The sequence below is a fragment of the Pseudomonas sp. GW821-FHT01E05 genome (assembly GCF_059422425.1).
Genome location: NZ_JBWKWW010000010.1, coordinates 105,909 through 129,824 on the forward strand (window position 1 = coordinate 105,909; position 23,916 = coordinate 129,824).

Consider the following 23,916-nt stretch of genomic DNA (forward strand, 5'->3'; position numbering starts at 1 on the left):
ATCGTCTTGCCACTTGATGTCCAGTCACGGCCCTGAGGGACCGCTGTCTTTACTGTTTGGGAGGTTTGTCATGTCCAGACAAAAACGCTTCATGCTGGTGACTTCGCCATTGATGCAGCACAGCGCAGCCTTCGACAGGGCAGCCGCCCTGGCCAGGGCCGAAGGTGCAGCGCTGCACATCGTGGCTTTTGATTATCTCGAGGGCCTGGCGACAGCGGGCCTGGTCAATGAGCAAGCGCTGGAGCAAATGCGTTTGGGCTACGTCGGGCGGCACCGCCAGTGGCTTGAGGAACAGGCCCGGCCCCTGCGCAAAATCGGTGTTGATGTGACCACCGAAGTGACATGGGTCGAACGTCCACTGGAAGAAATCCTTGTCCACCTCAACGAACAACCCATGGACATGCTGATCAAGGCCCTGGAGCACGAGTCGCTGTTGACGCGGATCATGTTCACGCCTCTCGATGTGCACCTGATGCGCCAGTGCCCAGTACCGTTGCATTTTGTGAGCAATACCCGTCATGCCTTGCCGCGCAAGATCGTCGCAGCGGTGGACACCCTCCATCACAGTGACCAGAACCCGGGCTTCAATGACCGGATCATCCGCGAAGCGGTGAAACTGGCGATGCGATGCAACGCCGAAATCGATGTGTTGTACGCCTATGACCTGTCATCGATCACCTCGTCAGAGTTCGGCTTTGCCAGCGGTTCATCCTTCTTCTCCTCAAGCATGGCCAAGACCATGTATGACATTCAGGATGAGGCCTTCAACGCGTTGGCCGAACGCAACGGCATACCGACCGGGCAGCGCCACCTGATCATGGGCAATCCGGCCAAGGTCCTGGCCAGTTATGCCGACACCCATGACGTCGATGTCATCGTCATGGGCAAAGTGAGCCCGCATGGTCTGGACAAACTTATCGGCAGTACGGCAGAGCACCTGCTCTACAAGATGCCTTGCAGTGTGTTGGTGGTCGGTGCTGAACAACCCGAGTATTGAATCATGCAGATCCCGCGCATTTTTCTTTCCCGGTTGGCGTAGTACCTGAAAGTCAGCATCCAGTCCCGGTTCAACCTTCGTCTGAGCAAGCGCTTGTTCAACCAGGCGCTGCGCTCCTGACGCGCTTCAAACAACCGTTGTATTAAACCCACCTGACGACTGGCAGGAAAATTCACTTGCGAGCCAATATTACATGTATCATATTACGCGCGTAATATTTATCTGATCCGACAGGTACCCTGCCATGACCAGCATGACTGCAGTTGAAGAGCCCGGAATCGCTACCGCACTGAACCCACCCAGGCCTGCACTGCTCAAGCGCCTGATGCTGATGATTCTGGCCGCCGCTGCGCTGGTGCTGATCGGGCTCTATGGCCTGCACTGGTGGACCAGCGGGCGCTTTATCGAAGATACCGACGATGCCTACATCGGCGGCGATGTCACGGTGATCGGGCCGAAAGTGGCCGGCTACATCGAAGAAGTGCTGGTGACCGACAACCAACAGGTGCATGCCGGTGACGTACTGATCCGGCTCGACTCACGGGATTACCGCGCCAGCCTGGCCAAGGCCGAGGGTGCGGTAGCTGCCGAAGAAGCCTTGCTGGCCAACCTCGACGCCACCGAACAACTGCAACACGCGGTGATTGATCAGGCCCGGGCGGGGATCGATGCCACGGGCGCGGAGATGTCGCGCTCACGCGACGACAATGCGCGCTACAAACGCCTGGTCGGCAGTTCCGCAGTGTCTGTGGAGAGTGCGCAACGGGCAGACGCCACCTTCAAAACCGCGCAAGCCCTCAGCGCCCGGGCGCAGGCTGAACTGCTCGCCACCCAGCGCCAGTTGAACGTGATCGCCACTCAGAAACAGCAGGCCAGAGCGGCGTTGATGCAAGCCCAGGCCGAGCGGGATATCGCCCGATTGAACCTCGGTTACACCGAGTTGCGCGCGCCTGCAGATGGCGTGATCGGCAACCGTCGGGCGCGGGTGGGCGCCTATGCCCAGGCCGGATCGCAACTGCTCTCGGTGGTACCGGCCAGCGGCCTGTGGGTCGATGCCAATTTCAAGGAAGATCAGCTCAGACTCATGGTTCCCGGCCAGCGGGTCAGTATCCACGCTGACGTGATGCCCGGTCGGGAGTTCCACGGCCACCTGGACAGCCTGGCCCCGGCGACTGGCGCGCAGTTCAGCGTGTTGCCGCCGGAAAACGCTACGGGTAACTTCACCAAAATCGTCCAGCGCGTGCCGGTGCGAATCATCCTCGATCCGGCTGACGCGGTGCTGGGCCAACTGCGTCCGGGCCTTTCGGTGACCGCGTCAGTCGATACGAAAGCCGAACATAAAGAACCCTCGGCGGCCGTCGCCCAGGCCAGCGCACCATGAGTCGCGCCCTCGCTGCCCGGGCTCAGCCCTTCGATGCCAGTACCATGGCGACCGCGACCAAGGTGTTCGCCTTCGCCACTATGTGCATCGGTATGTTCATTGCGCTGCTGGATATCCAGATTGTCTCGGCGTCGTTGCGCGACATCGGTGGCGGGCTCTCGGCCGGCACCGACGAAACCGCCTGGGTGCAGACCAGTTACCTGATCGCCGAAATCATTGTTATCCCGCTCTCGGGCTGGCTTTCTCGGGTGTTTTCCACACGCTGGCTGTTCTGCGTCTCGGCGGTCGGTTTCACCCTGGCCAGCTTGCTCTGCGGCGCGGCCTGGAACATCCAGAGCATGATCGCCTTCCGCGCGTTGCAAGGGTTTCTCGGCGGTTCGATGATCCCGCTGGTGTTCACCACCGCGTTCTTTTTCTTCACCGGCAAACAACGGGTGATCGCCGCAGCGACCATCGGCGCCGTGGCTTCGTTGGCTCCGACCCTGGGCCCGGTGATCGGTGGCTGGATCACCGATATCTCATCCTGGCACTGGCTGTTCTACATCAACCTGGTACCGGGGATTTTCGTCGCGGCGGCGGTGCCAATGCTGGTGAAAATCGACGAGCCGGAACTGTCGCTGCTCAAGGGCGCCGATTACCTGAGCATGGTCTTCATGGCACTGTTTCTCGGTTGCCTGGAATACACCCTCGAAGAAGGCCCGCGCTGGAACTGGTTCAGCGACAGCACCATCCTCACGACCGCATGGATCTCCGGGTTGGCGGGACTGGCCTTTATCGGTCGCAGCTTGCACGTGGCCAACCCGATCGTTGATCTGCGTGCATTGAAAGACCGCAATTTTGCCTTGGGTTGTTTCTTTTCCTTCGTCACTGGCATCGGCCTTTTCGCGACCATTTACCTGACACCGCTGTTTCTCGGACGGGTACGCGGCTACGGCGCGCTGGACATTGGTCTTGCGGTGTTTTCCACCGGGGTGTTCCAGATTATGGCGATTCCGCTGTATGCCTTCCTGGCCAACCGCATCGACCTGCGCTGGATCATGATGACCGGCCTGGGGCTGTTTGCCTTGTCGATGTGGGATTTCAGCCCGATCACCCACGATTGGGGAGCCAGAGAATTGATACTGCCGCAAGCCTTGCGTGGTATCGCCCAGCAATTGGCGGTGCCGCCGGCCGTGACCTTGACCCTCGGTGGGCTGGCCCCGTCTCGGTTGAAGCACGCCTCGGGGTTATTCAACCTGATGCGTAATCTGGGTGGTGCGATTGGCATTGCTGCCTGCGCGACCATCCTCAATGACCGCACCAACCTGCACTTCACCCGACTGGCCGAGCATCTCAATAGCAGCAACGAAGCCTTGAACCAGTGGCTGACGCAGGTGGGCGGTAACTTCGCCGCCCTCGGTCAGACCGGCGACCAGGGCGTTACCGCCAGCCTTCATCAACTGTGGCTATTGACCTGGCGCGAAGCCCAGACACAAACCTATGGCGACGCGTTTCTGATGATCATGGCCTGCTTCATCATCGCCACGGCGATGGTGCCCTTGATGCGCAAGGTCAAACCACCGGCCGCGCCGTCTGCCGATGCTCATTGAGCCTCAGATTCATTCCTGCGGGAACTTGCGAAAGCCTACCGCAAGACGGTTCCAGCTATTTATTGTGGAAATCGCCATGGTCAGGTCGACCATTTCGCTGGCACTGAATTCAGCGCTCAGCAGTGCGTAATCTTCATCCGGCGCGTGGGTTTCCGAGAGTCGGGTCAGGGCTTCGGTCCAGGCCAGTGCGGCACGTTCGCGCGGGGTGAAAAACGGCGTTTCACGCCAGACCGAAACCGCATACAGACGACGTTCGGTTTCACCGCCCTTACGGGCATCAGCGGTGTGCATGTCGACGCAGAATGCACAGCCATTGATCTGCGAAGCGCGCAGCTTGACCAGCTCGACCAGGCTTTTTTCCAGTGGCAGTTTCGATACCGCAGTTTCCAGCGCCAACATGGCTTTGAAGGCATCCGGCGAAGCGGTGTAGAAATCGATACGAGGTTGCATGGTGTGCTCCATAACAAGTGGGGGTGTAGATACGTTAGCCCCGCCTGTGAGTTGCACAAATAACCAATTTTTTGGAAGTTGAGGATACCAATCGGTGGAACGACGACTCCGATAGACCGAGTCGCCTACTCCTTGCCCGCGATAGGCGTCAGACCAGACACCCTCAATAAACAGGCCACCTCTCTAGGCCCTGCTGCGCAACCACTGCAAAAAGCCCTTTTTTTTCTCCATCACTTTTGGCACTTCCTGAGTCAGGGTGTGTGCGGTGTGCAGGCGGAAATCCAGCAGGTTTTTCATTGCATCACTGATATCGCGGCGCGCATCCAGGCAAGGTTTCAAGTACTCCTTCTCGATGCGATACAAGGTGCAAAAGGTCTTGGCCGAGAAATCGGCGATCACGGCCTGATCGGAGAGGATCCCGGCCTCGCCGATCACCTCTCCCGGCCCCATGCGCCCGGCTTCGAACTTGCTGCCGGCACGGCTCAGGGCTACCGAAACCACACCGGACTCGATAATGAACAAATGATCGCTGACCTCGCCAGTGGCCAGGATCATCTCGCCGGCACGGAAGGTTTGCAGGGTCATGTTCTGGCTGAAGGTGTCTTTCTCCTCCTGACGCAAGGTCGAGAAAATATTCGAACTTTCCAGCAGCGCCCGGGGCCGTGAGTAGTTGGCCGGCGTCGCGCTTTCCACCGTCGACAACAGGCTCACACCCGACGCCCTCAAGTGCCGATACGCCAGATCGAACAGCTGATTGCGTACTTCACGCTTCTGAGCCATGGACGATACAAACCCGCTGATTTCGTATTCCACCCCATCGCTGCTGGAGCTTTTCAGCGCAACATTGGGTGCTGGCCTGCCGAGCAGTGGCCGACACCCCTGCATGGCGCGCTCCAGGGCTTCGATCACCGTTTGCGGCCGGGCATGGGGACTGATCTGCAGGCTCACGGACAGACCGAATATGTCGCGGGGCCGGCTGAAATTGATGATCTTGGCTTTTGCCGCCAGGGAGTTGGGGATCACGGCCATGCTGCCTTGAGTCGTTTGCAAGCGCGTCGCCCGCCAGTCGATATCGGTCACCCGACCTTCGGTGCCATCGATCGAGATCCAGTCATCGATTTGATAGGGCTTGGTGGCGTTCAGGACGATGCCGGAGAACACATCGCTAAGGGTGCTTTGCAGCGCCAGACCGACAATGATCGCCACCGCCCCGGAAGTCGCCAGCACACCCTTGACCGGCAAATCGAGCACGTAGGCCAGCGCCGCAATGATCGCGATCAGGAAAATCACCGCGCCGAGCAAATCCTGCAACAACCGCCCGGTGTGCCCGACCCGCTGCATCATCAGGGTACCGAGCAGCACCGTCAGGGTCCGCGCGCCGAACAACCACCAACCGATCTGCAGACCGGTCGCGGCCAAGTGCAACGGCACATTCTCCGGCCACGGCGGCGTTTCCATCGGGTTCATGCCCTCGTTGAACAGCAGCGCGCTGAACAACGAGAAAATCACCAGCCGCACCACCAGTTTCCAGTTGCTGCCACTGGCTGAAATCAACCGCCACAAAAAGATGTCGATAAGGACCAGGGCCAGGGCACAGAGCAGTGGGTGATCGGTGAGAAATGTCGGCATCAAGCAACTCCAGCAAGCGAATGGCGCGAAGATCGCACAAATACCCCCTGTGGAGTTATAGCTTTAAATCGAGTAGGAGGCGGATTCACATCCGCCGTCCTCTCACCGTACGTACGGTTCCGTATACGGCGGTTCAGGTTAAGCGGTTAAGCCGGCGTATCGTGTCCAGTATCGAGACCAGCCCGAGTCGATCCCATAGTTTCTTCGCCAGCGCCTGATTCATATGGAGGGCTCCGGAGTTCCGCCAAGGGCCTCGACCATTGAATGCCGAGTTACAAGCACGCGCCTCATTGAGTCCCAGGCGTGGCCACCACATCCAAGCTGGTTGCGCTGACGCGCACGCGCCATGCCTGGCGCACAGAAAAAAACCGCCTGGCGCGAACGCCAGACGGTCTTGATACCTGCTATTCAGACGCGTGGTAAGGTTATTTGGCGGTCCACTCGGCAACACGTTGCGGGTGCTTGGCCACCCAGTCCTTGGCAGCAGCTTCAGGCTTGGCACCATCCTGAATCGCCAACATGACTTCGCCAATCTCGTCTTTGGACCCCCACTGGAATTTTTTCAGGAAGGCAGCGACCTCCGGAGCCTTCTTCTCCAGATCTTTACTACCGATGCTGTTGACGGTTTCGGCAGCGCCGTAAACGGCTTTAGGATCGTCGAGGAAGCGCAGTTTCCACTTGGCGAACATCCAGTGCGGCACCCAGCCGGTGACAGCGATGGACTCGTTCTTCTCTTCAGCACGGGTCAGTTCGGCAATCATTGCCGCACCGGAACTGGCTTGCAGCTTGTAATCGAGACCGTAATCCTTGATGGCCTGATCGGTCTTGAGCATCACGCCTGAGCCGGCATCAATCCCGACGATCTTGCTCTTGAAGGTAGTGTCATCTTTCAGGTCGGCGATGGACTTCGCCTTGACGTACTCCGGTACGATCAGGCCGATTTTCGCGTCCTTGAAGTTAGGACCGTAGTCGACCACCTTGTCCTTGTTCTTGGCCCAATACTCACCGTGAGTCACCGGCAGCCAGGCCGAGAGCATCGCGTCGAGTTTGCCGGTGGCAACGCCCTGCCACATGATCCCGGTCGCAACGGCCTGCAGCTTGACGTCATAACCGAGCTTTTGCTTGATCACTTCAGCCGCCACGTTGGTCGTCGCCACGCTGTCGGACCAGCCGTCGACATAGCCGATGCTCAGGGTTTTGCCGTCGGCACTGGCCACGCTGGAACCAATCGCAAGTACCAGAGCGGCACCTGCACCTAAGAGTTGTCGCATCTTCATCGTTACTTCCCCGAAAGTGCTGCGCCCGACGGATGCCGAGCGGCGTCAACTTATTGCTATGGTGCCTTTTGGCCTGTGTGGCTGGTTCTGTCAGTCAACTTCGGCGCCACAAGCCCCTATCCTGCGTTGCTGCTCCTCGCCATAGCGGGCTATGACTCGTCACAGCGCCTTGGCCAAGGACTTCTGGCATCCGAATTTGAACTAACGAACCAGCCACACAGGTCACTTGCGCCCCCTTCACGCTTCATTGCCAAACCCGTCCGAATATCAGCGGAGTACTGATGCTTCGATCATCAACCTGACGTGCGCGACGACCTGCTCTGGCTGCGACCTCAAGGCAACGAGAAACGACATCAGAACGCCAGTAATCGTGACAATGAGGAATACCTCACCGGGTACCGCCCGAACATTGCTTGTCAAATTTATGCAGCCCCCCAAGCACGCGGCAAATGCAGGTAAGATGCGCGGCTTTGCTCCCAGACGGCCTGACCATGCCCGCGACTGCCCGCTTTCCTTTCTTACCTTATCTATTCGCCTGTCTGCTTGGCCTGTTTGCGCTTTGCGGCTTCTGGTACGGTCTCGGCCAACCGGTACTGCTACCGGATGTAGCCAGCGCCAGGCACAAGCTGCAATGCGCCTCCTATACCCCGTTCGATAAAGACCAATCACCGTTCGACGAACCATTCAAGTTGCGCCCCGAGCGCATGGACGCCGACCTTGCGCTGTTGGCGACCCGCTTCGAATGCATTCGCACCTATTCCATGACCGGTCTCGAAGCCCTTCCCGACCTGGCGCGCAAGCACGGCTTGAAGCTGATGATCGGCGCGTGGGTCAACAGCAACCCGGTGGATACCGCCAAGGAAGTCGACATGCTGATCGCCTCGGCCAATGCCAACGCGGATGTAGTGACCTCGGTGATCGTCGGCAACGAAGCCCTGCTGCGCAAGGAAGTCACCGGAGCCCAGTTGGCCAAGCTGATTCTCAAGGTGAAAAGCCACGTCAAACAGCCGGTGACCTACGCCGATGTCTGGGAGTTCTGGCTCAAGCACCCGGAAATCGCCCCGGCAGTAGATTTCCTGACCATCCATTTGCTGCCGTATTGGGAAGATGATCCGTCCAACATCGACGCCGCCCTCAATCAGGTCGCGCAAGTCCGCCAGGTATTTGGCAATCGCTTCGCCCCCAAAGACGTGATGATTGGCGAAACCGGCTGGCCAAGCGAAGGCCGCCAGCGCGAAACGGCGCTGCCAAGCCGGGTCAACGAAGCCAAGTTCATTCGTGGTTTTGTCGCCTTGGCTGAGCACAATGGCTGGCACTACAACCTGATTGAAGCCTTCGACCAACCCTGGAAGCGCGCCAGCGAGGGGGCTGTCGGCGGCTACTGGGGGCTGTTCGATGCAGATCGTCAGGACAAGGGTGTATTGGCCGGGCCGGTGTCGAATCTGCCCTTCTGGCCTCAATGGCTGGGCATCGGTGGGTTGCTTTTCCTCGGCACGCTGATCCTCGGCGGTCGCGTGCGCAGCACTCGCACAGCTCTGCTCCTGCCGCTGCTCGGCGCATTGGGCGCCTGCTCCATCGGCGCCTGGGGCGAACTGGCACGAGTCACCAGCCGCTTTGCCGGCGAATGGATCTGGGCCGGATTGCTGGTCGGCTTGAATCTGCTGGTGCTGGCCCACGCAGCACTTGCCCTGAGCGCCAAAACCGCATGGCGCAAGTGTGCCTTCAACTGGCTGGAACAGCGCGCTGGCTGGCTGCTGGCGGCCGCAGGCTTTGCCACAGCGGTGATGATGCTGGAGCTGGTGTTCGACCCACGCTATCGCAGCTTCCCGAGCGCAGCCTTGTTGCTGCCGGCGCTGGTTTACCTGTGCCGCCCGATCAGCGTTGCGCGCCGGGAGGTCGCCTTGCTGACCTTTATCATCGGTGCCGGCATCGCCCCGCAGCTGTACCGCGAAGGCCTGCAAAACCAGCAGGCCTGGGGCTGGGCGCTGGTGAGTGTGTTGATGGTCGCTGCGTTGTGGCGCAGTTTGCGGGCTCGCAAGGGCTGATCGACAGGTACAAAAAAGGGATGACCACGGTCATCCCTTTTTTTCGCTCGCGATTCAGCTCAAGCGGCAACGTCCGGCGCCCGGACCAACCGCAATGCCCCAATCACCACCGCAAACACCGCAAGACTGACGTTATACAACGCCAGCGCCGGAAAGCCGAACAACAGTGACAGCACCGCCAGACTCCATCCGGCACGCCCCGGCACCAGGAACCCAATGATCGCCGCTGCCAGCGCAGTCCAGCCCATGATCTTGAAATGAATCATCAGCCCCAGGGTCGAACGCGCCTGGCACTCCCAACGGCTCGCCTCATCGACACAGACGCCAACCCACCGGGCATCCTCCATAAGCCCATAACGCATGCCATAACTGGCGGCCAGCCATAATGGCAAGACAATAAGCAGCAGAATCACGGGCAGACGACGGGACATGAAGCACTCCGATAAACGAAAACGGCGCTCAGCTTAATCGCCCGACGAGGGTATGCAAGCGCGTTGCACAGATAACTGTCCACCAAACAGCTGCAAAGTGTATCGTCTAGCTACTATTACCCCGATTATGGCTGTCTGGACCGGCTATTTGTGCCGATGCATGGCACTTCGGCGACAGCGCGATGGTCATAGCCTGCATACCTCACTCGGCACCTTCTTCTTAGGGATCTAGTCATGCTCCGTTCCTTGCGCCTCGCTGCCTTGTTTGGCGGCCTTATCTTGAGTGCGTCCGCACTGGCGGTCGATATCGACGCCGTCAGTTATGGCTACCCGCTGACCAACCCGTTCGAGGCGACGATTGCTACTACCCCACCGGATTTGCGGCCGGAGCTGCCGTCCGATGAGGATATCGATCAGGCTGATTACAGCCTGAGGTTGCGCCCGGAGCGTGAGTTCAACCTGCCGGACAATTTCTGGGCAGTGAAGAAGCTCACCTACCGGATGGCCAAACAGGATCACGCCGCACCGCTGATTTTCCTGATCTCCGGCACGGGCGCGCCCTACAACAGCAGCATTAACGAATACCTGAAAAAGCTCTACTACAAAGCCGGCTATCACGTAGTGCAACTGTCGTCGCCAACCAGCTTCGACTTCATGAGCGCTGCATCGCGCTATGCCACGCCAGGTGTGACCAAGGATGACGCCGAGGACCTGTACCGCGTCATGCAGGCCGTGCGTGCACAAAACCCGAAACTGCCGATCACCGACTACTACCTCACCGGCTATAGCCTGGGCGGCCTGGATGCGGCGTTTGTCAGCAAGCTGGATGAAACCCGACGCAGTTTCAACTTCAAGAAAGTCCTGCTGCTCAACCCTCCGGTCAACCTTTACACCTCGATTACCAACCTGGACAAACTGGTCCAGACCGAGGTCAAGGGCATCAACAACAGCACCACATTTTATGAACTGGTGTTGAACAAACTGACTCGCTACTTTCAGCAAAAAGGCTATATCGATCTCAACGATGCGTTGCTCTACGACTTTCAACAGTCCAAACAGCATCTGAGCAATGAACAGATGGCCATGCTGATCGGTACCTCGTTCCGCTTTTCTGCGGCCGACATTGCCTTCACCTCGGACCTGATCAACCGCCGCGGCCTGATCACCCCACCCAAATACCCGATCACCGAAGGCACCAGTCTTACACCGTTCCTCAAGCGTGCCCTGCAATGCGACTTCGATTGTTACATCACCGAGCAACTGATCCCGATGTGGCGCGCCCGCACCGATGGCGGCAGCGTGCTGCAACTGATCGACCAGGTCAGCCTTTATGCACTCAAGGACTACCTGCACAACAACCCGAAGATTGCCGTAATGCACAACGCCGATGACCTGATTCTCGGCCCGGGCGACCTTGGTTTTCTGCGTAGAACCTTCGGCGACCGCCTGACCGTCTACCCCCATGGCGGCCATTGCGGCAACCTCAACTACCGCGTCAACAGCGACGCCATGCTGGAGTTCTTCCGTGGATAGGGCCCGTTATAAACATCTCCTGCTTATCGCTGCGTTACTTTTCACGGGCTATGCCAACGCCGACAACAGCAAGGCCAACACCACCACCGTGGTCGATCAGGACGGTTTCACCGAGCCCATGACCAAACTCAAGTTCAACCCTGGGCTGGACCAGCGCGAATTCGAACGCTCGACCTTGAACGCGCTGAATGTCTATGACCCGCTGGAGTCGTGGAACCGCCGGGTCTACCACTTCAACTATCGCTTCGATCAGTGGGTGTTCCTGCCAGTGGTCGACGGCTATCGGTATATCACCCCAGGCTTCCTGCGCAGCGGTGTGAGCAACTTTTTCAACAACCTCGGTGATGTGCCCAATCTGCTCAACAGCCTGTTGCAGTTCAAGGGTAAACGTTCCATGGAGACCACCGGTCGATTGTTGCTCAACACCACCATCGGCATCGCAGGTTTGTGGGACCCGGCAACCATGATGGGCCTGCCGCGCCAGAACGAAGACTTCGGCCAGACCCTGGGCTTCTATGGCGTCCCGGGCGGTGCCTACATTGTCCTGCCGATCCTCGGCCCGTCGAACCTGCGTGATACCGGCGGGCTTGTATTCGACTTCACGGCGGAATCGCAGATCAACTTCCTCAATGTCTCGAAGGTCAGCGAGAACCATCCGGAAATCTGGGTCCTGCGCGGCATCGACAAGCGCTACCAGAACAGATTCCGCTACGGACAGACGAACTCACCGTTCGAGTACGAAAAAGTGCGTTACGTCTACACCGAGGCGCGCAAGTTGCAGATTGCTGAGTAACGCGATCCATGGGTGAAAAAAAGGCCATTCGACTCAATCGAATGGCCTTTTTCTTTGGCGTTTTGTAGAACGCCGTTTCAGGCCTTCGCCATCCGCCAGACCTTGCCCGCCGCCATCACCCCCACCAGGACCACCGCCCCGGCGATAATCCCGGCCACAGCATTGAGCAGTATCGGCACGATCAGCGAAAAGCCACCTGTGCTCTGGCTCACGCTTTCTATCCAGTGATGAGCCGCCGGCACACCATGGGTGAGAATCCCGCCACCGACCATGAACATCGCCGCGGTGCCGATCACCGAGAGGCTTTTCATCATGTACGGTGCGGCACGCAGGATGGCGCCGCCAATGCGTTTGGCCACCTGCCCTGGCTTCTGGATTAGCCATAACCCGAGATCGTCGAGTTTGACGATGCCGGCCACCAGGCCATAGACGCCGACGGTCATGATGATGGCGATACCCGACAGCACGATGACCTGTTGCATCAGCGGCGCGTCGGCCACAGTGCCCAGGGTGATGGCGATGATTTCTGCCGAGAGGATGAAGTCAGTGCGCACAGCCCCCTTGATCTTGTCCCTCTCGTAGGCCACCAGGTCGACGGCCGGATCTGCCACGGCATCGATCAGTTGATCATGGCCGGCCTTGTCGTCGGCCTCGCTGTGAAGGAACGTGTGGGCGAGTTTTTCGAAGCCTTCGAAGCACAGATAGGCCCCGCCGAGCATCAACAGCGGAGTCACCAGCATCGGCGCCAAGGCGCTGATGGCTAATGCAGCAGGAACGAGGATTAACTTGTTGCGAAACGAGCCCTTGGCCACGGCCCAGACCACCGGAATTTCACGCTCGGCGCGCACACCGCAAACTTGCTGGGCGTTGAGCGCCAGGTCATCGCCAAGCACACCGGCGGTTTTCTTGGCGGCCAGCTTGGTCATCAAGGCTACATCGTCGAGCACGGCGGCGATGTCGTCGATCAGCACCAGCAAACTGCTTCCTGCCATGGATCAGGCTTCCTTCGATCATGAATTTTGTCGAGCATAGCGCGACACAAGGCGCTGCGGGGCATTCTTGAGCCCCGCGCGAAGCCGGTGCTACCATGCGCAACCGCCAGAACAGGCAAGGAATCACCTGGTTTATGAGCACCATCCGCGAGCGCAACAAAGAACTGATCCTGCGCGCAGCCAGCGAAGAGTTTGCCGACAAGGGCTTCGCTGCGACTAAAACCAGTGATATCGCGGCCAAGGCGGGGTTGCCCAAGCCCAACGTCTACTACTACTTCAAGTCCAAGGAAAACCTCTATCGCGAGGTGCTGGAAAGCATCATCGAGCCGATTCTGCAGGCCTCGACGCCGTTCAATGCCGACGGTGTGCCCAGCGAAGTGCTCAGTGGCTATATCCGTTCCAAGATCCGCATCTCCCGCGATCTGCCGTTCGCGTCCAAGGTGTTCGCCAGCGAGATCATGCACGGCGCACCGCACCTGAGCCCCGATCAGGTCGAGCAACTCAATGCCCAGGCCAAACACAATATCGACTGCATCCAGACCTGGATCGACCGCGGGCAGATCGCCCAAATCGACCCCAACCACCTGATGTTCAGCATCTGGGCGGCAACCCAGACGTACGCCGATTTCGACTGGCAAATCTCGGTCGTCACTGGCAAGGCCAAGCTGGATGAAACCGATTATGAAGCGGCGGCACAGACCATCATTCGCCTCGTGCTCAAGGGCTGCGAGCCGGACAAGTAGACCGCGGCGCCCTCAATCGCGAGCAAGCCCGCTCCCACACTAAAACGAGTTCAGCCGAAGATTCGTGGCCAACACTGATCTAATGTGGGAGCGGGCTTGCTCGCGATAGCCATCTACCAGACACATCCAGCTAAAGGTCCACACCACTACCCGGCATTCACCGATCTACCCTTTCAGTAAATTTTCTACAGAAAGGGCAACGGAATGCCTGAACTGCCAGCATCACATCGCTTGCGCATCGGTCGCTATGCCGAACAAAACAGAATCTATCTGCTTACCGCGAACACTCTCAATCGCGAGCCTGTTTTCAGGGATTACACCCTGGGTCGGCTAGTGGTTCATCAATTCAGAAAGGCTGAGGAACAAGGACTGGCAAGTTCTCTGGCGTGGGTAGTCATGCCGGATCATTTCCACTGGCTTGTTGAACTGCACCAAGATTCTTTGGGTGAGCTGATGTGCCGGACCAAATCCTTTAGTACTCGAGCGGTCAACACTGCCACTGGGCGAACTGGAAGCCTTTGGCAACAGAGTTACCATGATCACGCCGTGCGCCATGAAGAGGGTTTGAGACGAGTCGCGCGTTATGTCGTGGCCAACCCAATGCGGGCAGGACTTGTGAAGCGGATTGGCGACTATCCGCTTTGGGATGCGATTTGGGTTTAGCCAATAGGCCGAGTTGCCCCCATCGCGAGCAAGCCCGCTCCCACACCAGACTGAGTTCATCTGCCGGATTCTCGGCTAACACAGATTTAATGTGGGACGGGCCGGGCGACGTTCGCTTGCTCACTATTGCTATCGATCAGGCACCACTGATCAAGCAGTCACACCCGCATCCGCCTGCAACCCCTGCGCCTCGATGGCGCTGATTGCGCATTGCTCGTCGATGTCAGAGGTATCGCCGCTGATGCCAATGGCGCCAATCACCACACCCTGCTGATTGCGAATCAACACCCCGCCCGGCGCCGGCACCACGCTGCCCTGCCCCAGGCTATTGAGCGCGGCGATAAAGGCCGGCCGCTGCTGCGCGTCCAGCGCCAATAGCCGTGAACCCTTGCCCAAAGCAATCGCGCCCCAGGCTTTGCCGATGGCGATCTGCGGGCGAAGCAGGCTCGCGCCATCTTCACGTTGCAAGGTCACCAGATGCCCTCCGGCATCAAGTACCGCGATGGTCAGCGGTGCCGCGGCGATCTTGCGCCCCGCAGCAATGGCTCGACCAGTCAGGCTAACTGCGTCTTTCAAGGTTAAAGCGCTCATGGGTGCCGTCCTTATCTTGTTAGGGGAAAGCCTTTGGGTTTCTTTTTCTTGAGAAGCCCGACGCGACAAATAGAACACAATGAGTTATTTTTTTGTATACAATAATTATCGAAAAGCTGCTTGTGCGACGAAAAGCCACAGTACTTCTGGCTTCTGACGAATGAAACAGCCGCTTGATAAAATGGATTGACCTGCGCCGTCTGCCGTGAATACACTCTGCGCAAAGCCACTTGTATACAATTACAAAACCTAAGAGGCACAAAACCATGAGCAAAATGAGAGCAATCGAAGCCGCCGTTCTGGTGATGCGCCGCGAAGGGGTTGATACCGCTTTTGGCATCCCCGGTGCAGCCATCAACCCGCTGTACTCCGCCCTGCAAAAGGTCGGCGGCATCGATCACGTCCTCGCTCGCCACGTTGAAGGCGCCTCGCACATGGCCGAGGGCTACACCCGCACTAAAGCCGGTAACATCGGCGTGTGCATCGGTACTTCCGGGCCTGCCGGTACCGACATGGTCACCGGGCTCTACAGCGCCTCGGCCGACTCGATTCCAATCCTCTGCATCACCGGCCAGGCACCCCGGGCCCGTATGCACAAGGAAGACTTCCAGGCGGTCGACATCACCAGCATCGTCAAGCCAGTGACCAAGTGGGCGACCACCGTTCTGGAACCGGGCCAAGTGCCCTATGCCTTCCAGAAAGCCTTTTTCGAAATGCGCTCCGGCCGCCCTGGCCCGGTGCTGATCGATCTGCCGTTCGACGTACAGATGGCAGAAATCGAATTCGATATCGACGCCTACGAACCGCTGCCGCTGGCCAAACCAACGGCTAATCGCGTGCAGGTCGAGAAAGCCCTGGCCATGCTCGATCAGGCTGAACGGCCATTGCTGGTCGCCGGTGGCGGCATCATCAATGCCGATGCCAGTGACTTGCTGGTGGAGTTCGCTGAGCTGACCGGCATTCCAGTAATCCCGACCCTGATGGGCTGGGGCACCATCCCTGACGATCACCCGTTGATGGTCGGTATGGTCGGTCTGCAAACCTCGCACCGCTATGGCAACGCGACCATGCTCAAATCCGACGTGGTACTGGGTGTGGGTAACCGCTGGGCGAACCGTCACACCGGTTCGGTGGACGTGTACACCGAAGGCCGCAAATTCATCCACGTTGACATCGAACCGACCCAGATCGGCCGCGTGTTCACCCCGGACCTGGGCATCGTTTCCGATGCCGCTGCCGCGCTGACGGTGTTCATCGAAGTCGCGCGTGAATGGCAGGCTGCCGGCAAACTGAAAAACCGCAGCGCCTGGCTGCGAGACTGCCAGCAGCGCAAGGCCAGCCTGCACCGCAAGACCCACTTCGACAACGTGCCGGTCAAGCCGCAGCGCGTATACGAAGAGATGAACCAGGTGTTCGGCAAGGACACCTGCTACGTCAGTACCATCGGTCTGTCGCAGATTGCCGGCGCGCAGTTCCTGCACGTCTACAAACCGCGTCACTGGATCAACTGCGGTCAGGCCGGCCCGTTGGGCTGGACCATTCCGGCCGCGCTGGGTGTGGTCAAGGCTGACCCGAGCCGCAAAGTCGTGGCGCTGTCCGGCGACTATGACTTTCAGTTCATGATCGAAGAGTTGGCGGTGGGCGCGCAGTTCAAACTGCCGTACATCCACGTCGTGGTGAACAACTCCTATCTGGGGCTGATCCGTCAGGCACAGCGCGGTTTTGACATGGACTACTGTGTGCAGCTGTCCTTTGACAACCTCAACGCTCCGGAACTCAACGGCTACGGTGTCGACCATGTCGCGGTTGCCGAAGGCCTGGGTTGCAAGGCTCTGCGCGTCTTCGAACCGGCTGACATCGCCCCTGCCCTGCGCAAGGCCGAAGAGCTGATCGAGGAGTTCAAGGTTCCGGTGATCGTCGAGATTATCCTGGAGCGCGTGACCAACATTTCCATGGGCACCGAGATCAACGCCGTCAACGAATTCGAAGATCTGGCGCTGGTCGGCAGCGATGCGCCGACGGCGATTTCGTTGCTCGACTGATTGCGTTGAAGGATCGTTCCCACGCTCCCGCGTGGGAATGCCGCCCCGGACGCTCCGCGTCCAGCCGTTAGGTGACGCAGAGCGTCACCGGATGCATTCCCACGCAGAGCGTGGGAACGATGAATCCTTACAGGAGACCACCATGCCGCGTTTCGCAGCCAACCTGTCCATGCTGTTTACCGAGCAGGATTTTCTTGCCCGCTTCGAAGCTGCCGCCAAGGCCGGCTTCAGTGGTGTCGAATACCTGTTCCCGTATGACTTCAGCTCCGTCGAAATCAAGGCGCAGCTCGATGCCCACGGTCTGACCCAAGTGCTGTTCAACCTGCCGGCCGGTGACTGGGCCAAGGGCGAACGCGGTATCGCGTGCCTGCCGGATCGGGTCGAAGAATTCCGCGCGGGTGTCGATCTGGCGATCGCTTACGCGAAAGTGCTGGGCAATACCCAGATCAACTGCCTGGCCGGCATCCGCCCACAAGGCTTGGACGCTGCCACCGTTGAAAAGACCTTCGTCGCCAACCTCAAGTACGCCGCCGACAAGCTGCAAGCAGTGGGCATCAAGCTGGTGATGGAGGCGATCAACACCCGCGACATTCCGGGCTTCTACCTGAACAACACCGCTCAGGCCCTGTCGATTCGCGAGCAGGTCGCCAGCAACAACCTGTTCCTGCAATACGACATCTACCACATGCAAATCATGGAGGGCGACCTGGCCCGGACCATGGCCGACCATCTGGACGAGATCAATCACATCCAGCTCGCCGACAACCCGGGGCGTAACGAACCGGGCACTGGCGAGATCAACTACCGTTTCCTGTTCGAACACCTGGACCGCATCGGTTACCAGGGCTGGGTCGGCTGTGAATATAAGCCGCTGACCACGACTGAAGCCGGGTTGGGCTGGTTGAAAACCCATAACGCGATTTGACTGAAGACCGCCTCATCGTTCATCGCGGCAAGCCTCGCTCCTACGTCGAACGAGCCCCTCTGTAGGAGCGAGGCTCGCCCGCGAAGCGGCCTCACTGACACTCCACGAATTTTGTGATAAAGCAATAAAAACAAGAGGATTTTCTCATGGCTAAAATCGGATTTATCGGCACCGGCATCATGGGCCACCCAATGGCGTTGAACCTGCAAAAAGCCGGTCACAGCCTGTACCTCTCGGCGCACCACGACCCCGCACCTGCCGACCTGGTGGCCGCTGGCGCGGTCGCTCTGGCGAACCCGAAAGAAGTCGCTCAGGAAGCTGAGTTCATTATCATCATGGTTCCGGACACCCCGCAGGTCGAAGACGTGCTGTTCCGCGCCGATGGCGTGGCTGCCGGTGTCGGTCCAGGCAAGATAGTGATCGACATGAGCTCGATCTCACCAACCGCGACCAAAGCCTTCGCTGCAAAAATCAACGAAACAGGCGCGCAATACCTCGATGCCCCGGTGTCCGGCGGTGAAGTCGGCGCCAAGGCTGCCACGTTGAGCATCATGATCGGCGGCGACAGCCAGGCCTTCGAACGCGCTCTGCCACTGTTCCAGAGCATGGGCAAGAACATCACCCTGGTCGGTGGCAACGGCGACGGTCAAACCGCCAAAGTGGCGAACCAGATCATCGTCGCGCTAAACATCCAGGCGGTTGCTGAAGCCCTGCTGTTCGCCTCGAAAAACGGTGCTGATCCCGCCAAGGTCCGTGAAGCACTGATGGGTGGCTTCGCTTCGTCAAAGATCCTCGAAGTCCACGGCGAGCGCATGATCAAAGGCACATTCGATCCTGGCTTCCGCATCAGCCTGCACCAGAAGGATCTCAACCTGGCCCTGGCCGGTGCTCGCGAGCTGGGCATCAACCTGCCCAACACCGCCAACACTCAGCAAGTGTTCAGCACCTGCGCGGCCATCGGTGGCAGTAACTGGGACCACTCGGCGCTGATCAAAGGTCTTGAGCACATGGCGAATTTCTCGATTCGCGATAAATAAACCAACCCGATCGTTCCCACGCTCTGCGTGGGAATGTATCCCGTGACGCTCCGCGTCACCGCCGAAGCGGACGCAGAGCGTCCATTGAGGCATTCCCACGCAGAGCATGGGAACGATCAGCCAAAACAATAAGATTGGGAGCCCGCCATGTCGGTCGATCCGCAACAATTCCTGCGTGAGCTGTTCGCTACAGCCATCGACGCCGCCCACCCGCAGCACGTCCTTGAAGCCCATTTGCCCAGCGATCGAAGTGGTCGGGTGATCGTGATTGGCGCGGGTAAAGCCGCCGCGGCCATGGCGCAAGTGGTCGAGCGTTGCTGGCAGGGCGAAGTCTCGGGACTGGTAGTGACCCGCTACGGTCACGGCGCCCCTTGCGACAAAATCGAAGTAGTCGAAGCCGCCCACCCGGTGCCTGACGCGGCCGGTCTGGCCGTGGCAAAACGGGTGCTGGAACTGGTCAGCGATCTGACTGAAGACGACCGGGTGATCTTCCTGCTCTCGGGCGGCGGCTCGGCATTGCTGGCACTGCCGGCGGCCGGGATCACGCTTGCCGACAAACAGTCGATCAACAAAGCCCTGCTCAAATCCGGTGCCACCATCGGCGAGATGAACTGCGTACGCAAGCACCTCTCGGCGATCAAGGGCGGCCGTCTGGCCAAGGCCTGCTGGCCAGCGACGGTCTACACCTACGCGATTTCCGATGTACCGGGCGACCTGGCAACGGTGATCGCCTCCGGGCCGACCGTGGCCGACCCGAGCACCTCGGCCGAAGCCCTGGCTATTCTCAAGCGCTATGCCATTGATGTTCCGGCGACCGTGCGCAGCTGGCTGCAAAGCGCCGAATCGGAAACGGTCAAACCTGGTGATCCGGGCCTGACCCGCAGTCATTTCAAGCTGATCGCGCGACCGCAGCAATCGTTGCAAGCGGCGGCGGTGAAAGCTCGTCAGGCCGGTTTCAGCCCGTTGATTCTCGGCGACCTGGAAGGCGAGTCCCGGGAAGTGGCCAAGGTCCACGCCGGGATCGCACGCCAGGTTGTGCTCCACGGCCAGCCACTGGCGGCGCCGTGTGTGATTCTCTCTGGCGGTGAAACCACCGTCACCGTGCGCGGCAATGGCCGCGGCGGGCGCAACGCCGAGTTCCTGCTCAGCCTCACCGATAACCTCAAGGGTCTGCCCGGCGTCTATGCGCTGGCCGGCGACACCGATGGCATTGACGGTTCCGAAGACAATGCCGGCGCCATCATGACCCCGGACAGCTACGCTCGCGCCGCCGCCCTGGGTCTGAGCGCCAGCGATGAGCTGGACAACAACAACGGCTATGGCTACTTCGCCGCGCTGGATGCGTTGATCGTCACCGAACCGACCCGCACCAACGTCAACGACTTTCGCGCCATCCTGATTCTCGAGAGCCCTAAACATGACGCCTGACAAGAAGGTCAAAATCCTCGCCACCCTTGGCCCTGCCACAGACGGAATCGACGATATCCGTGAGCTGGTCGAAGCCGGGGTGAACATCTTTCGCCTCAATTTCAGCCATGGCGACCACGCTGATCATGCTCAGCGCTACCAGTGGATTCGCGAAGTCGAGCAACAGCTGAATTACCCGCTGGGGATTCTGATGGACCTGCAAGGTCCGAAACTGCGGGTCGGGAAGTTTGCCGAGGGCAAGGTTCAACTGATGCGCGGTCAAGCCCTGCGTCTGGACCTGGACGCAACGCCCGGCGATCAACGCCGGGTCAACCTGCCCCACCCGGAAATCATCGCCGCGCTGGAACCGGGCATGGACCTGCTGCTGGACGACGGCAAGCTACGCCTGCGAGTGACCGCCAAACATGCCGATGCCATCGACACTACGGTGCTCAACGGCGGCGAGCTGTCTGACCGTAAAGGCGTCAACGTCCCGCAAGCCCTGCTCGAATTGAGCCCACTGACCGCCAAGGACCGTCGCGACCTGAGCTTCGGCCTGGAGCTGGGTGTGGACTGGGTAGCGCTGTCGTTTGTGCAGCGTCCGGCAGACATCCTCGAAGCCCGCGAACTGATCGGCGACAAAGCCTTTCTGATGGCGAAAATCGAGAAGCCGTCAGCCGTCGAACACTTGCGAGAAATTGCCGGGCTAAGCGACGCGATCATGGTTGCCCGTGGCGATCTGGGCGTGGAAGTGCCGGCCGAAAGCGTGCCGCAGATTCAGAAGAACATCATCACTATCTGCCGCCAGCTCGGCAAACCCGTGGTGGTGGCGACGCAGATGCTCGAGTCGATGCGCTTCTCCCCGGCACCGACCCGCGCCGAAGTCACTGACGTTGCCAACGCCGTGGCCGAGGGTACCGACGCGGTGATGCTCTCGGCAGAAACCGCGTCCGGTGATTACCCGCTGGAAGCGGTGCAGATGATGAGCAAGATCATCCGCCAGGTCGAAAGCGGCCCGGATTATCAGGCGCAACTGGACGTCGGCCGGCCTCAGGCCGAAGCCACGGTGTCCGACGCCATCAGCTGTGCGATCCGCCGCATCAGCAGCATCCTGCCAGTGGCGGTGCTGGTGAACTACAGCGAATCCGGCAGCTCCAGTTTGCGGGCAGCGCGGGAACGACCGACAGTGCCAATTCTCAACCTGACACCAAACCTGCAAACCGCACGCCGCCTGACCGTGGCCTGGGGTGTGCACTCGGTGGTCAATGATCGATTGCGTCAGGTTGACGAAGTTTGCTCCACGGCCCTGGAAATCGCCCAGGCGCAAGGCATGGCCAAGCGTGGCGACACGTTGTTGATCACCGCGGGCGTGCCTTTCGGTCAGCCGGGATCAACTAACTCGTTGCGCATCGAGACGTTGATTTAGCGCCTGTTCCGGCCTCATCGCGAGCAGGCTCGCTCCCACATTTGATTTGTGTTGTTCGCAGATCTGACAACTGAACAAAGATTCAGTGTGGGAGCGAGCCTGCTCGCGATGGGGGCGCCTCGGTTTACCAGACATAGACTCGAAATGCCCTCAAACCACTTCAACACCCACTGCCCCGACTGGGCCACTGCCCTGCTCAACGGCTTCAGCCAGATTTTCCTCCAGCGCCATCCGCTGTTTGGTCTGCTGTGCCTGCTGGCCATTCTGTTTACTGCTCCAGCCTTGCTCGGCGGTGCGCTGCTGGGCGGTGTCGCCGGGTTGCTCACCGCGCAACGTCGCGGTTATGCCAAGGCTGAGCGTCAGGCCGGTCTGTTCAGTTACAACGGTGTTTTGCTCGGCTTGCTGCTGAGCCTTTATTTCCCCTGGTCAGCGATGTTGCCGCCGCTGATCATCGCCTGCGGTGGCCTGAGTGCGATACTCACTCAGCAATGGCTCAAGCGCGCCCGCGATCAGCATTGCCTGCCCGCCTACACCGCGCCCTTCGTTGGATTGAGCTGGTTACTCCTGAACTTTGCTGCACCCCAGTCTCCTGCACCCTTGATTGAAATGAACACCCTCAACCTGGTCGCAGCCTCGTTGAAAGGGCTTGGTCAGGTCATGTTTCTGGGTCATCCGCTGGCCGGTGCACTGATTGCTATCGGATTGCTGATCGCCGACCGCCGCGCTTTCTTATGGGCGCTGCTGGGTTCTGCCGCGGGTCTGTGCTTTGCCTTGCTGCATCACGAAACGTCAAACGCGCTGCTGGGTTTGAGCGGTTACAACGCAGTGCTCGCCGCCCTTGCCTTCAGCCAGCAACGTCGCCAACCCTGGCTACCGTTGTTCGGCATTGCCCTGGCCATACTGCTGACACCCGGCTTCAGCGCCTTGGGCCTATCGGCGCTCACCGCGCCTTTCATCCTCGCTTGCTGGCTGATCCGCGCCGGCACCCGCGTACTGCGTCAGGCCGCCGTGGACAGTGCGCCTTGCGCTATCAGGGACAATCACCCTAGGCTGCGCTGATCATTGCTTCAGGCGCTCTCCATGAACAGCAGCAACAACTGGCGTGAACCGCTTTACGTCATGATTTTCCAGACCGACACGATGGCCGGAAGACGTTTCGACAGCGCACTGCTGTTAATCATCCTCGCCAGTCTGGTGATCGTGATCCTCGACAGCATCAACAGCGTCCATCAAAACTACGCAGACCTGCTGGCCTACATCGAGTGGGGCTTCACGGTCATCTTCGTCATCGAGTACGGCTTGCGTCTGTACTGCTCGCCCAAGCCGCTGCGTTACGCCTTCAGCTTCTACGGACTGGTGGACCTGCTGGCCATCGTCCCGGGGATCCTCGCGCTGTACTACAGCGACGCTCAGTACCTGCTGATCATCCGGATCATCCGGATGCTGCGGATTTTCCGCGTACTCAAGCTCGGCCCGTACCTGAAACAGGCCAACTACCTGCTGGATGCCCTGCGCGGCAGCAAACAGAAAATCCTCGTGTTCCTGCTCAGCGTCTGCACCCTGGTGACCGTGTTCGGAACGCTGATGTACGTGGTCGAGGGCCCTGAACACGGCTTTACCAGCATCCCCAAGGGGATCTACTGGGCGATCGTCACTCTGACCACCGTCGGTTATGGCGATATCGTGCCCAAGACGTCACTGGGACAAGTGATCTCGGCCATGGTGATGATCACCGGCTACTCGATCATCGCCGTGCCCACCGGGATTTTCACTGCGGAACTGGCCAGCGCCATGCGCGGCGCCCAGTTGCAGCACAACTGCCCGGTGTGCCCAAAAAACAATCATGAACACGACGCAGCGTTCTGTTCACGTTGCGGCAATGCGCTATTCAAAAAAATAGAATAAGCAAAGTTCTTTTTAATCTTTAAAGAGATATGAAGCCCCGGCTATAGTCGCTGGCAACTT

Annotated in this window: 21 protein-coding genes and 1 pseudogene; 15 read left to right on the top strand and 7 right to left on the bottom strand. The window is 59.4% G+C overall.

Going from position 1 to position 23,916, the window contains the following annotated elements:
• Positions 1 to 70 precede the first annotated feature (70 nt).
• From AC07W5_RS21750 to AC07W5_RS21760, 3 genes are all read left to right on the top strand, one after another.
• Positions 71 to 997: a universal stress protein gene (locus AC07W5_RS21750; protein ID WP_495024311.1), complete on the top strand. Its 927-nt coding sequence runs from the start codon at positions 71 to 73 to the stop codon at positions 995 to 997.
• Positions 998 to 1,241: 244 nt separating this feature from the next.
• Positions 1,242 to 2,378 carry an HlyD family secretion protein gene (locus AC07W5_RS21755; RefSeq protein WP_495012181.1) on the top strand — a complete coding sequence of 379 codons (1,137 nt, stop codon included), beginning with the start codon at positions 1,242 to 1,244 and terminating at the stop codon, positions 2,376 to 2,378.
• Positions 2,375 to 3,967 carry a DHA2 family efflux MFS transporter permease subunit gene (locus AC07W5_RS21760; RefSeq protein WP_495024312.1) on the top strand — a complete coding sequence of 531 codons (1,593 nt, stop codon included), beginning with the start codon at positions 2,375 to 2,377 and terminating at the stop codon, positions 3,965 to 3,967. The genes AC07W5_RS21755 and AC07W5_RS21760 overlap by 4 nt, the downstream gene beginning before the upstream one ends.
• A 9-nt stretch (positions 3,968 to 3,976) precedes the next feature.
• On the opposite strand, the gene AC07W5_RS21765 is transcribed toward AC07W5_RS21760, so the two are convergent.
• The 4 genes and pseudogenes from AC07W5_RS21765 to AC07W5_RS21780 form a co-directional block, all read right to left on the bottom strand.
• A complete protein-coding gene (locus AC07W5_RS21765) occupies positions 3,977 to 4,417 on the bottom strand; it encodes a carboxymuconolactone decarboxylase family protein (protein WP_495012183.1) in 441 nt (146 codons plus the stop codon).
• Positions 4,418 to 4,600: 183 nt separating this feature from the next.
• Positions 4,601 to 6,046, bottom strand: coding sequence for a mechanosensitive ion channel domain-containing protein (locus AC07W5_RS21770; RefSeq protein WP_495024313.1), 1,446 nt, complete (start codon positions 6,044 to 6,046; stop codon positions 4,601 to 4,603).
• Positions 6,047 to 6,179: 133 nt separating this feature from the next.
• Positions 6,180 to 6,350, bottom strand: a pseudogene (locus AC07W5_RS21775) (group II intron reverse transcriptase/maturase); the annotation flags it as partial.
• Positions 6,351 to 6,471: 121 nt separating this feature from the next.
• The gene (locus AC07W5_RS21780; RefSeq protein ID WP_494994166.1) at positions 6,472 to 7,323 is read right to left on the bottom strand and encodes a glycine betaine ABC transporter substrate-binding protein; all 852 of its coding nucleotides are present in this window, start codon (positions 7,321 to 7,323) and stop codon (positions 6,472 to 6,474) included.
• Between the two features lie 449 nt (positions 7,324 to 7,772).
• Between AC07W5_RS21780 and AC07W5_RS21785 the strand changes: the two genes are divergently transcribed.
• Complete coding sequence (locus AC07W5_RS21785; RefSeq protein WP_494994167.1) at positions 7,773 to 9,368, top strand: glycoside hydrolase family 17 protein; 1,596 nt, start codon at positions 7,773 to 7,775, stop codon at positions 9,366 to 9,368.
• 59 nt (positions 9,369 to 9,427) lie between these two features.
• Here AC07W5_RS21785 and AC07W5_RS21790 read toward each other — a convergent pair whose 3' ends face one another.
• On the bottom strand, positions 9,428 to 9,799 hold the full coding sequence (locus AC07W5_RS21790; protein ID WP_494994168.1) for a hypothetical protein: 372 nt from the start codon (positions 9,797 to 9,799) through the stop codon (positions 9,428 to 9,430).
• A 234-nt stretch (positions 9,800 to 10,033) separates the two neighbouring features.
• Here AC07W5_RS21790 and AC07W5_RS21795 point away from each other — a divergent pair, with 234 nt between their 5' ends.
• Positions 10,034 to 11,332: a serine/threonine protein kinase gene (locus AC07W5_RS21795; RefSeq protein WP_495012185.1), complete on the top strand. Its 1,299-nt coding sequence runs from the start codon at positions 10,034 to 10,036 to the stop codon at positions 11,330 to 11,332.
• A gap of 88 nt (positions 11,333 to 11,420) precedes the next feature.
• Positions 11,421 to 12,125 carry an MlaA family lipoprotein gene (locus tag AC07W5_RS21800; protein ID WP_495012250.1) on the top strand — a complete coding sequence of 235 codons (705 nt, stop codon included), beginning with the start codon at positions 11,421 to 11,423 and terminating at the stop codon, positions 12,123 to 12,125.
• Positions 12,126 to 12,202: 77 nt separating this feature from the next.
• On the opposite strand, the gene AC07W5_RS21805 is transcribed toward AC07W5_RS21800, so the two are convergent.
• A complete protein-coding gene (locus AC07W5_RS21805) occupies positions 12,203 to 13,117 on the bottom strand; it encodes a DUF808 domain-containing protein (protein ID WP_495012186.1) in 915 nt (304 codons plus the stop codon).
• Between the two features lie 134 nt (positions 13,118 to 13,251).
• Here AC07W5_RS21805 and AC07W5_RS21810 point away from each other — a divergent pair, with 134 nt between their 5' ends.
• Together AC07W5_RS21810 and AC07W5_RS21815 are read left to right on the top strand one after the other, a co-directional pair.
• Positions 13,252 to 13,860 carry a TetR/AcrR family transcriptional regulator gene (locus AC07W5_RS21810; protein WP_495012187.1) on the top strand — a complete coding sequence of 203 codons (609 nt, stop codon included), beginning with the start codon at positions 13,252 to 13,254 and terminating at the stop codon, positions 13,858 to 13,860.
• A gap of 204 nt (positions 13,861 to 14,064) precedes the next feature.
• Positions 14,065 to 14,523: an REP-associated tyrosine transposase gene (locus tag AC07W5_RS21815; RefSeq protein WP_495012188.1), complete on the top strand. Its 459-nt coding sequence runs from the start codon at positions 14,065 to 14,067 to the stop codon at positions 14,521 to 14,523.
• A gap of 150 nt (positions 14,524 to 14,673) precedes the next feature.
• Here the strand turns inward: AC07W5_RS21815 and AC07W5_RS21820 are convergent, their stop codons facing one another.
• Entirely contained in the window at positions 14,674 to 15,114 is a 441-nt protein-coding gene (locus AC07W5_RS21820; RefSeq protein ID WP_494994173.1) for a GlcG/HbpS family heme-binding protein, read from the bottom strand.
• A gap of 266 nt (positions 15,115 to 15,380) precedes the next feature.
• Between AC07W5_RS21820 and gcl the strand changes: the two genes are divergently transcribed.
• The 7 genes from gcl (at position 15,381) to AC07W5_RS21855 (ending at position 23,856) form a co-directional block, all read left to right on the top strand.
• Positions 15,381 to 17,156 (top strand): glyoxylate carboligase, encoded by a 1,776-nt coding sequence (gcl, locus tag AC07W5_RS21825; protein ID WP_495024314.1) that lies wholly within the window; start codon positions 15,381 to 15,383, stop codon positions 17,154 to 17,156.
• A gap of 142 nt (positions 17,157 to 17,298) precedes the next feature.
• The gene (gene hyi, locus AC07W5_RS21830) at positions 17,299 to 18,081 is read left to right on the top strand and encodes a hydroxypyruvate isomerase (RefSeq protein WP_495024315.1); all 783 of its coding nucleotides are present in this window, start codon (positions 17,299 to 17,301) and stop codon (positions 18,079 to 18,081) included.
• A gap of 146 nt (positions 18,082 to 18,227) precedes the next feature.
• Positions 18,228 to 19,118 carry a 2-hydroxy-3-oxopropionate reductase gene (locus AC07W5_RS21835; protein ID WP_495012191.1) on the top strand — a complete coding sequence of 297 codons (891 nt, stop codon included), beginning with the start codon at positions 18,228 to 18,230 and terminating at the stop codon, positions 19,116 to 19,118.
• Positions 19,119 to 19,265: 147 nt separating this feature from the next.
• A complete protein-coding gene (locus AC07W5_RS21840; protein WP_495024316.1) occupies positions 19,266 to 20,546 on the top strand; it encodes a glycerate kinase type-2 family protein in 1,281 nt (426 codons plus the stop codon).
• Complete coding sequence (gene pyk, locus AC07W5_RS21845; RefSeq protein WP_495024317.1) at positions 20,536 to 21,951, top strand: pyruvate kinase; 1,416 nt, start codon at positions 20,536 to 20,538, stop codon at positions 21,949 to 21,951. Before AC07W5_RS21840 ends, pyk begins: the two co-directional genes overlap by 11 nt.
• A 144-nt stretch (positions 21,952 to 22,095) precedes the next feature.
• Positions 22,096 to 23,010, top strand: coding sequence for an urea transporter (locus AC07W5_RS21850; protein ID WP_494994179.1), 915 nt, complete (start codon positions 22,096 to 22,098; stop codon positions 23,008 to 23,010).
• Between the two features lie 21 nt (positions 23,011 to 23,031).
• Complete coding sequence (locus AC07W5_RS21855) at positions 23,032 to 23,856, top strand: ion transporter (RefSeq protein ID WP_495024318.1); 825 nt, start codon at positions 23,032 to 23,034, stop codon at positions 23,854 to 23,856.
• The last annotated feature ends 60 nt before the right edge of the window (positions 23,857 to 23,916 follow it).

Coding starts and splice junctions, on each gene's coding strand:
- AC07W5_RS21840 (WP_495024316.1), top strand. CDS start 19,266: ATGTCGGTCGATCCGCAACAATTCCTGCGTGAGCTGTTCGCTACAGCC.
- AC07W5_RS21805 (WP_495012186.1), bottom strand. CDS start 13,117: ATGGCAGGAAGCAGTTTGCTGGTGCTGATCGACGACATCGCCGCCGTG.
- AC07W5_RS21770 (WP_495024313.1), bottom strand. CDS start 6,046: ATGCCGACATTTCTCACCGATCACCCACTGCTCTGTGCCCTGGCCCTG.
- AC07W5_RS21755 (WP_495012181.1), top strand. CDS start 1,242: ATGACCAGCATGACTGCAGTTGAAGAGCCCGGAATCGCTACCGCACTG.
- AC07W5_RS21760 (WP_495024312.1), top strand. CDS start 2,375: ATGAGTCGCGCCCTCGCTGCCCGGGCTCAGCCCTTCGATGCCAGTACC.
- AC07W5_RS21750 (WP_495024311.1), top strand. CDS start 71: ATGTCCAGACAAAAACGCTTCATGCTGGTGACTTCGCCATTGATGCAG.
- hyi (WP_495024315.1), top strand. CDS start 17,299: ATGCCGCGTTTCGCAGCCAACCTGTCCATGCTGTTTACCGAGCAGGAT.
- AC07W5_RS21795 (WP_495012185.1), top strand. CDS start 10,034: ATGCTCCGTTCCTTGCGCCTCGCTGCCTTGTTTGGCGGCCTTATCTTG.
- AC07W5_RS21820 (WP_494994173.1), bottom strand. CDS start 15,114: ATGAGCGCTTTAACCTTGAAAGACGCAGTTAGCCTGACTGGTCGAGCC.
- pyk (WP_495024317.1), top strand. CDS start 20,536: ATGACGCCTGACAAGAAGGTCAAAATCCTCGCCACCCTTGGCCCTGCC.
- AC07W5_RS21780 (WP_494994166.1), bottom strand. CDS start 7,323: ATGAAGATGCGACAACTCTTAGGTGCAGGTGCCGCTCTGGTACTTGCG.
- gcl (WP_495024314.1), top strand. CDS start 15,381: ATGAGCAAAATGAGAGCAATCGAAGCCGCCGTTCTGGTGATGCGCCGC.
- AC07W5_RS21765 (WP_495012183.1), bottom strand. CDS start 4,417: ATGCAACCTCGTATCGATTTCTACACCGCTTCGCCGGATGCCTTCAAA.
- AC07W5_RS21785 (WP_494994167.1), top strand. CDS start 7,773: ATGCAGGTAAGATGCGCGGCTTTGCTCCCAGACGGCCTGACCATGCCC.
- AC07W5_RS21790 (WP_494994168.1), bottom strand. CDS start 9,799: ATGTCCCGTCGTCTGCCCGTGATTCTGCTGCTTATTGTCTTGCCATTA.
- AC07W5_RS21810 (WP_495012187.1), top strand. CDS start 13,252: ATGAGCACCATCCGCGAGCGCAACAAAGAACTGATCCTGCGCGCAGCC.
- AC07W5_RS21855 (WP_495024318.1), top strand. CDS start 23,032: ATGAACAGCAGCAACAACTGGCGTGAACCGCTTTACGTCATGATTTTC.
- AC07W5_RS21835 (WP_495012191.1), top strand. CDS start 18,228: ATGGCTAAAATCGGATTTATCGGCACCGGCATCATGGGCCACCCAATG.
- AC07W5_RS21850 (WP_494994179.1), top strand. CDS start 22,096: ATGCCCTCAAACCACTTCAACACCCACTGCCCCGACTGGGCCACTGCC.
- AC07W5_RS21815 (WP_495012188.1), top strand. CDS start 14,065: ATGCCTGAACTGCCAGCATCACATCGCTTGCGCATCGGTCGCTATGCC.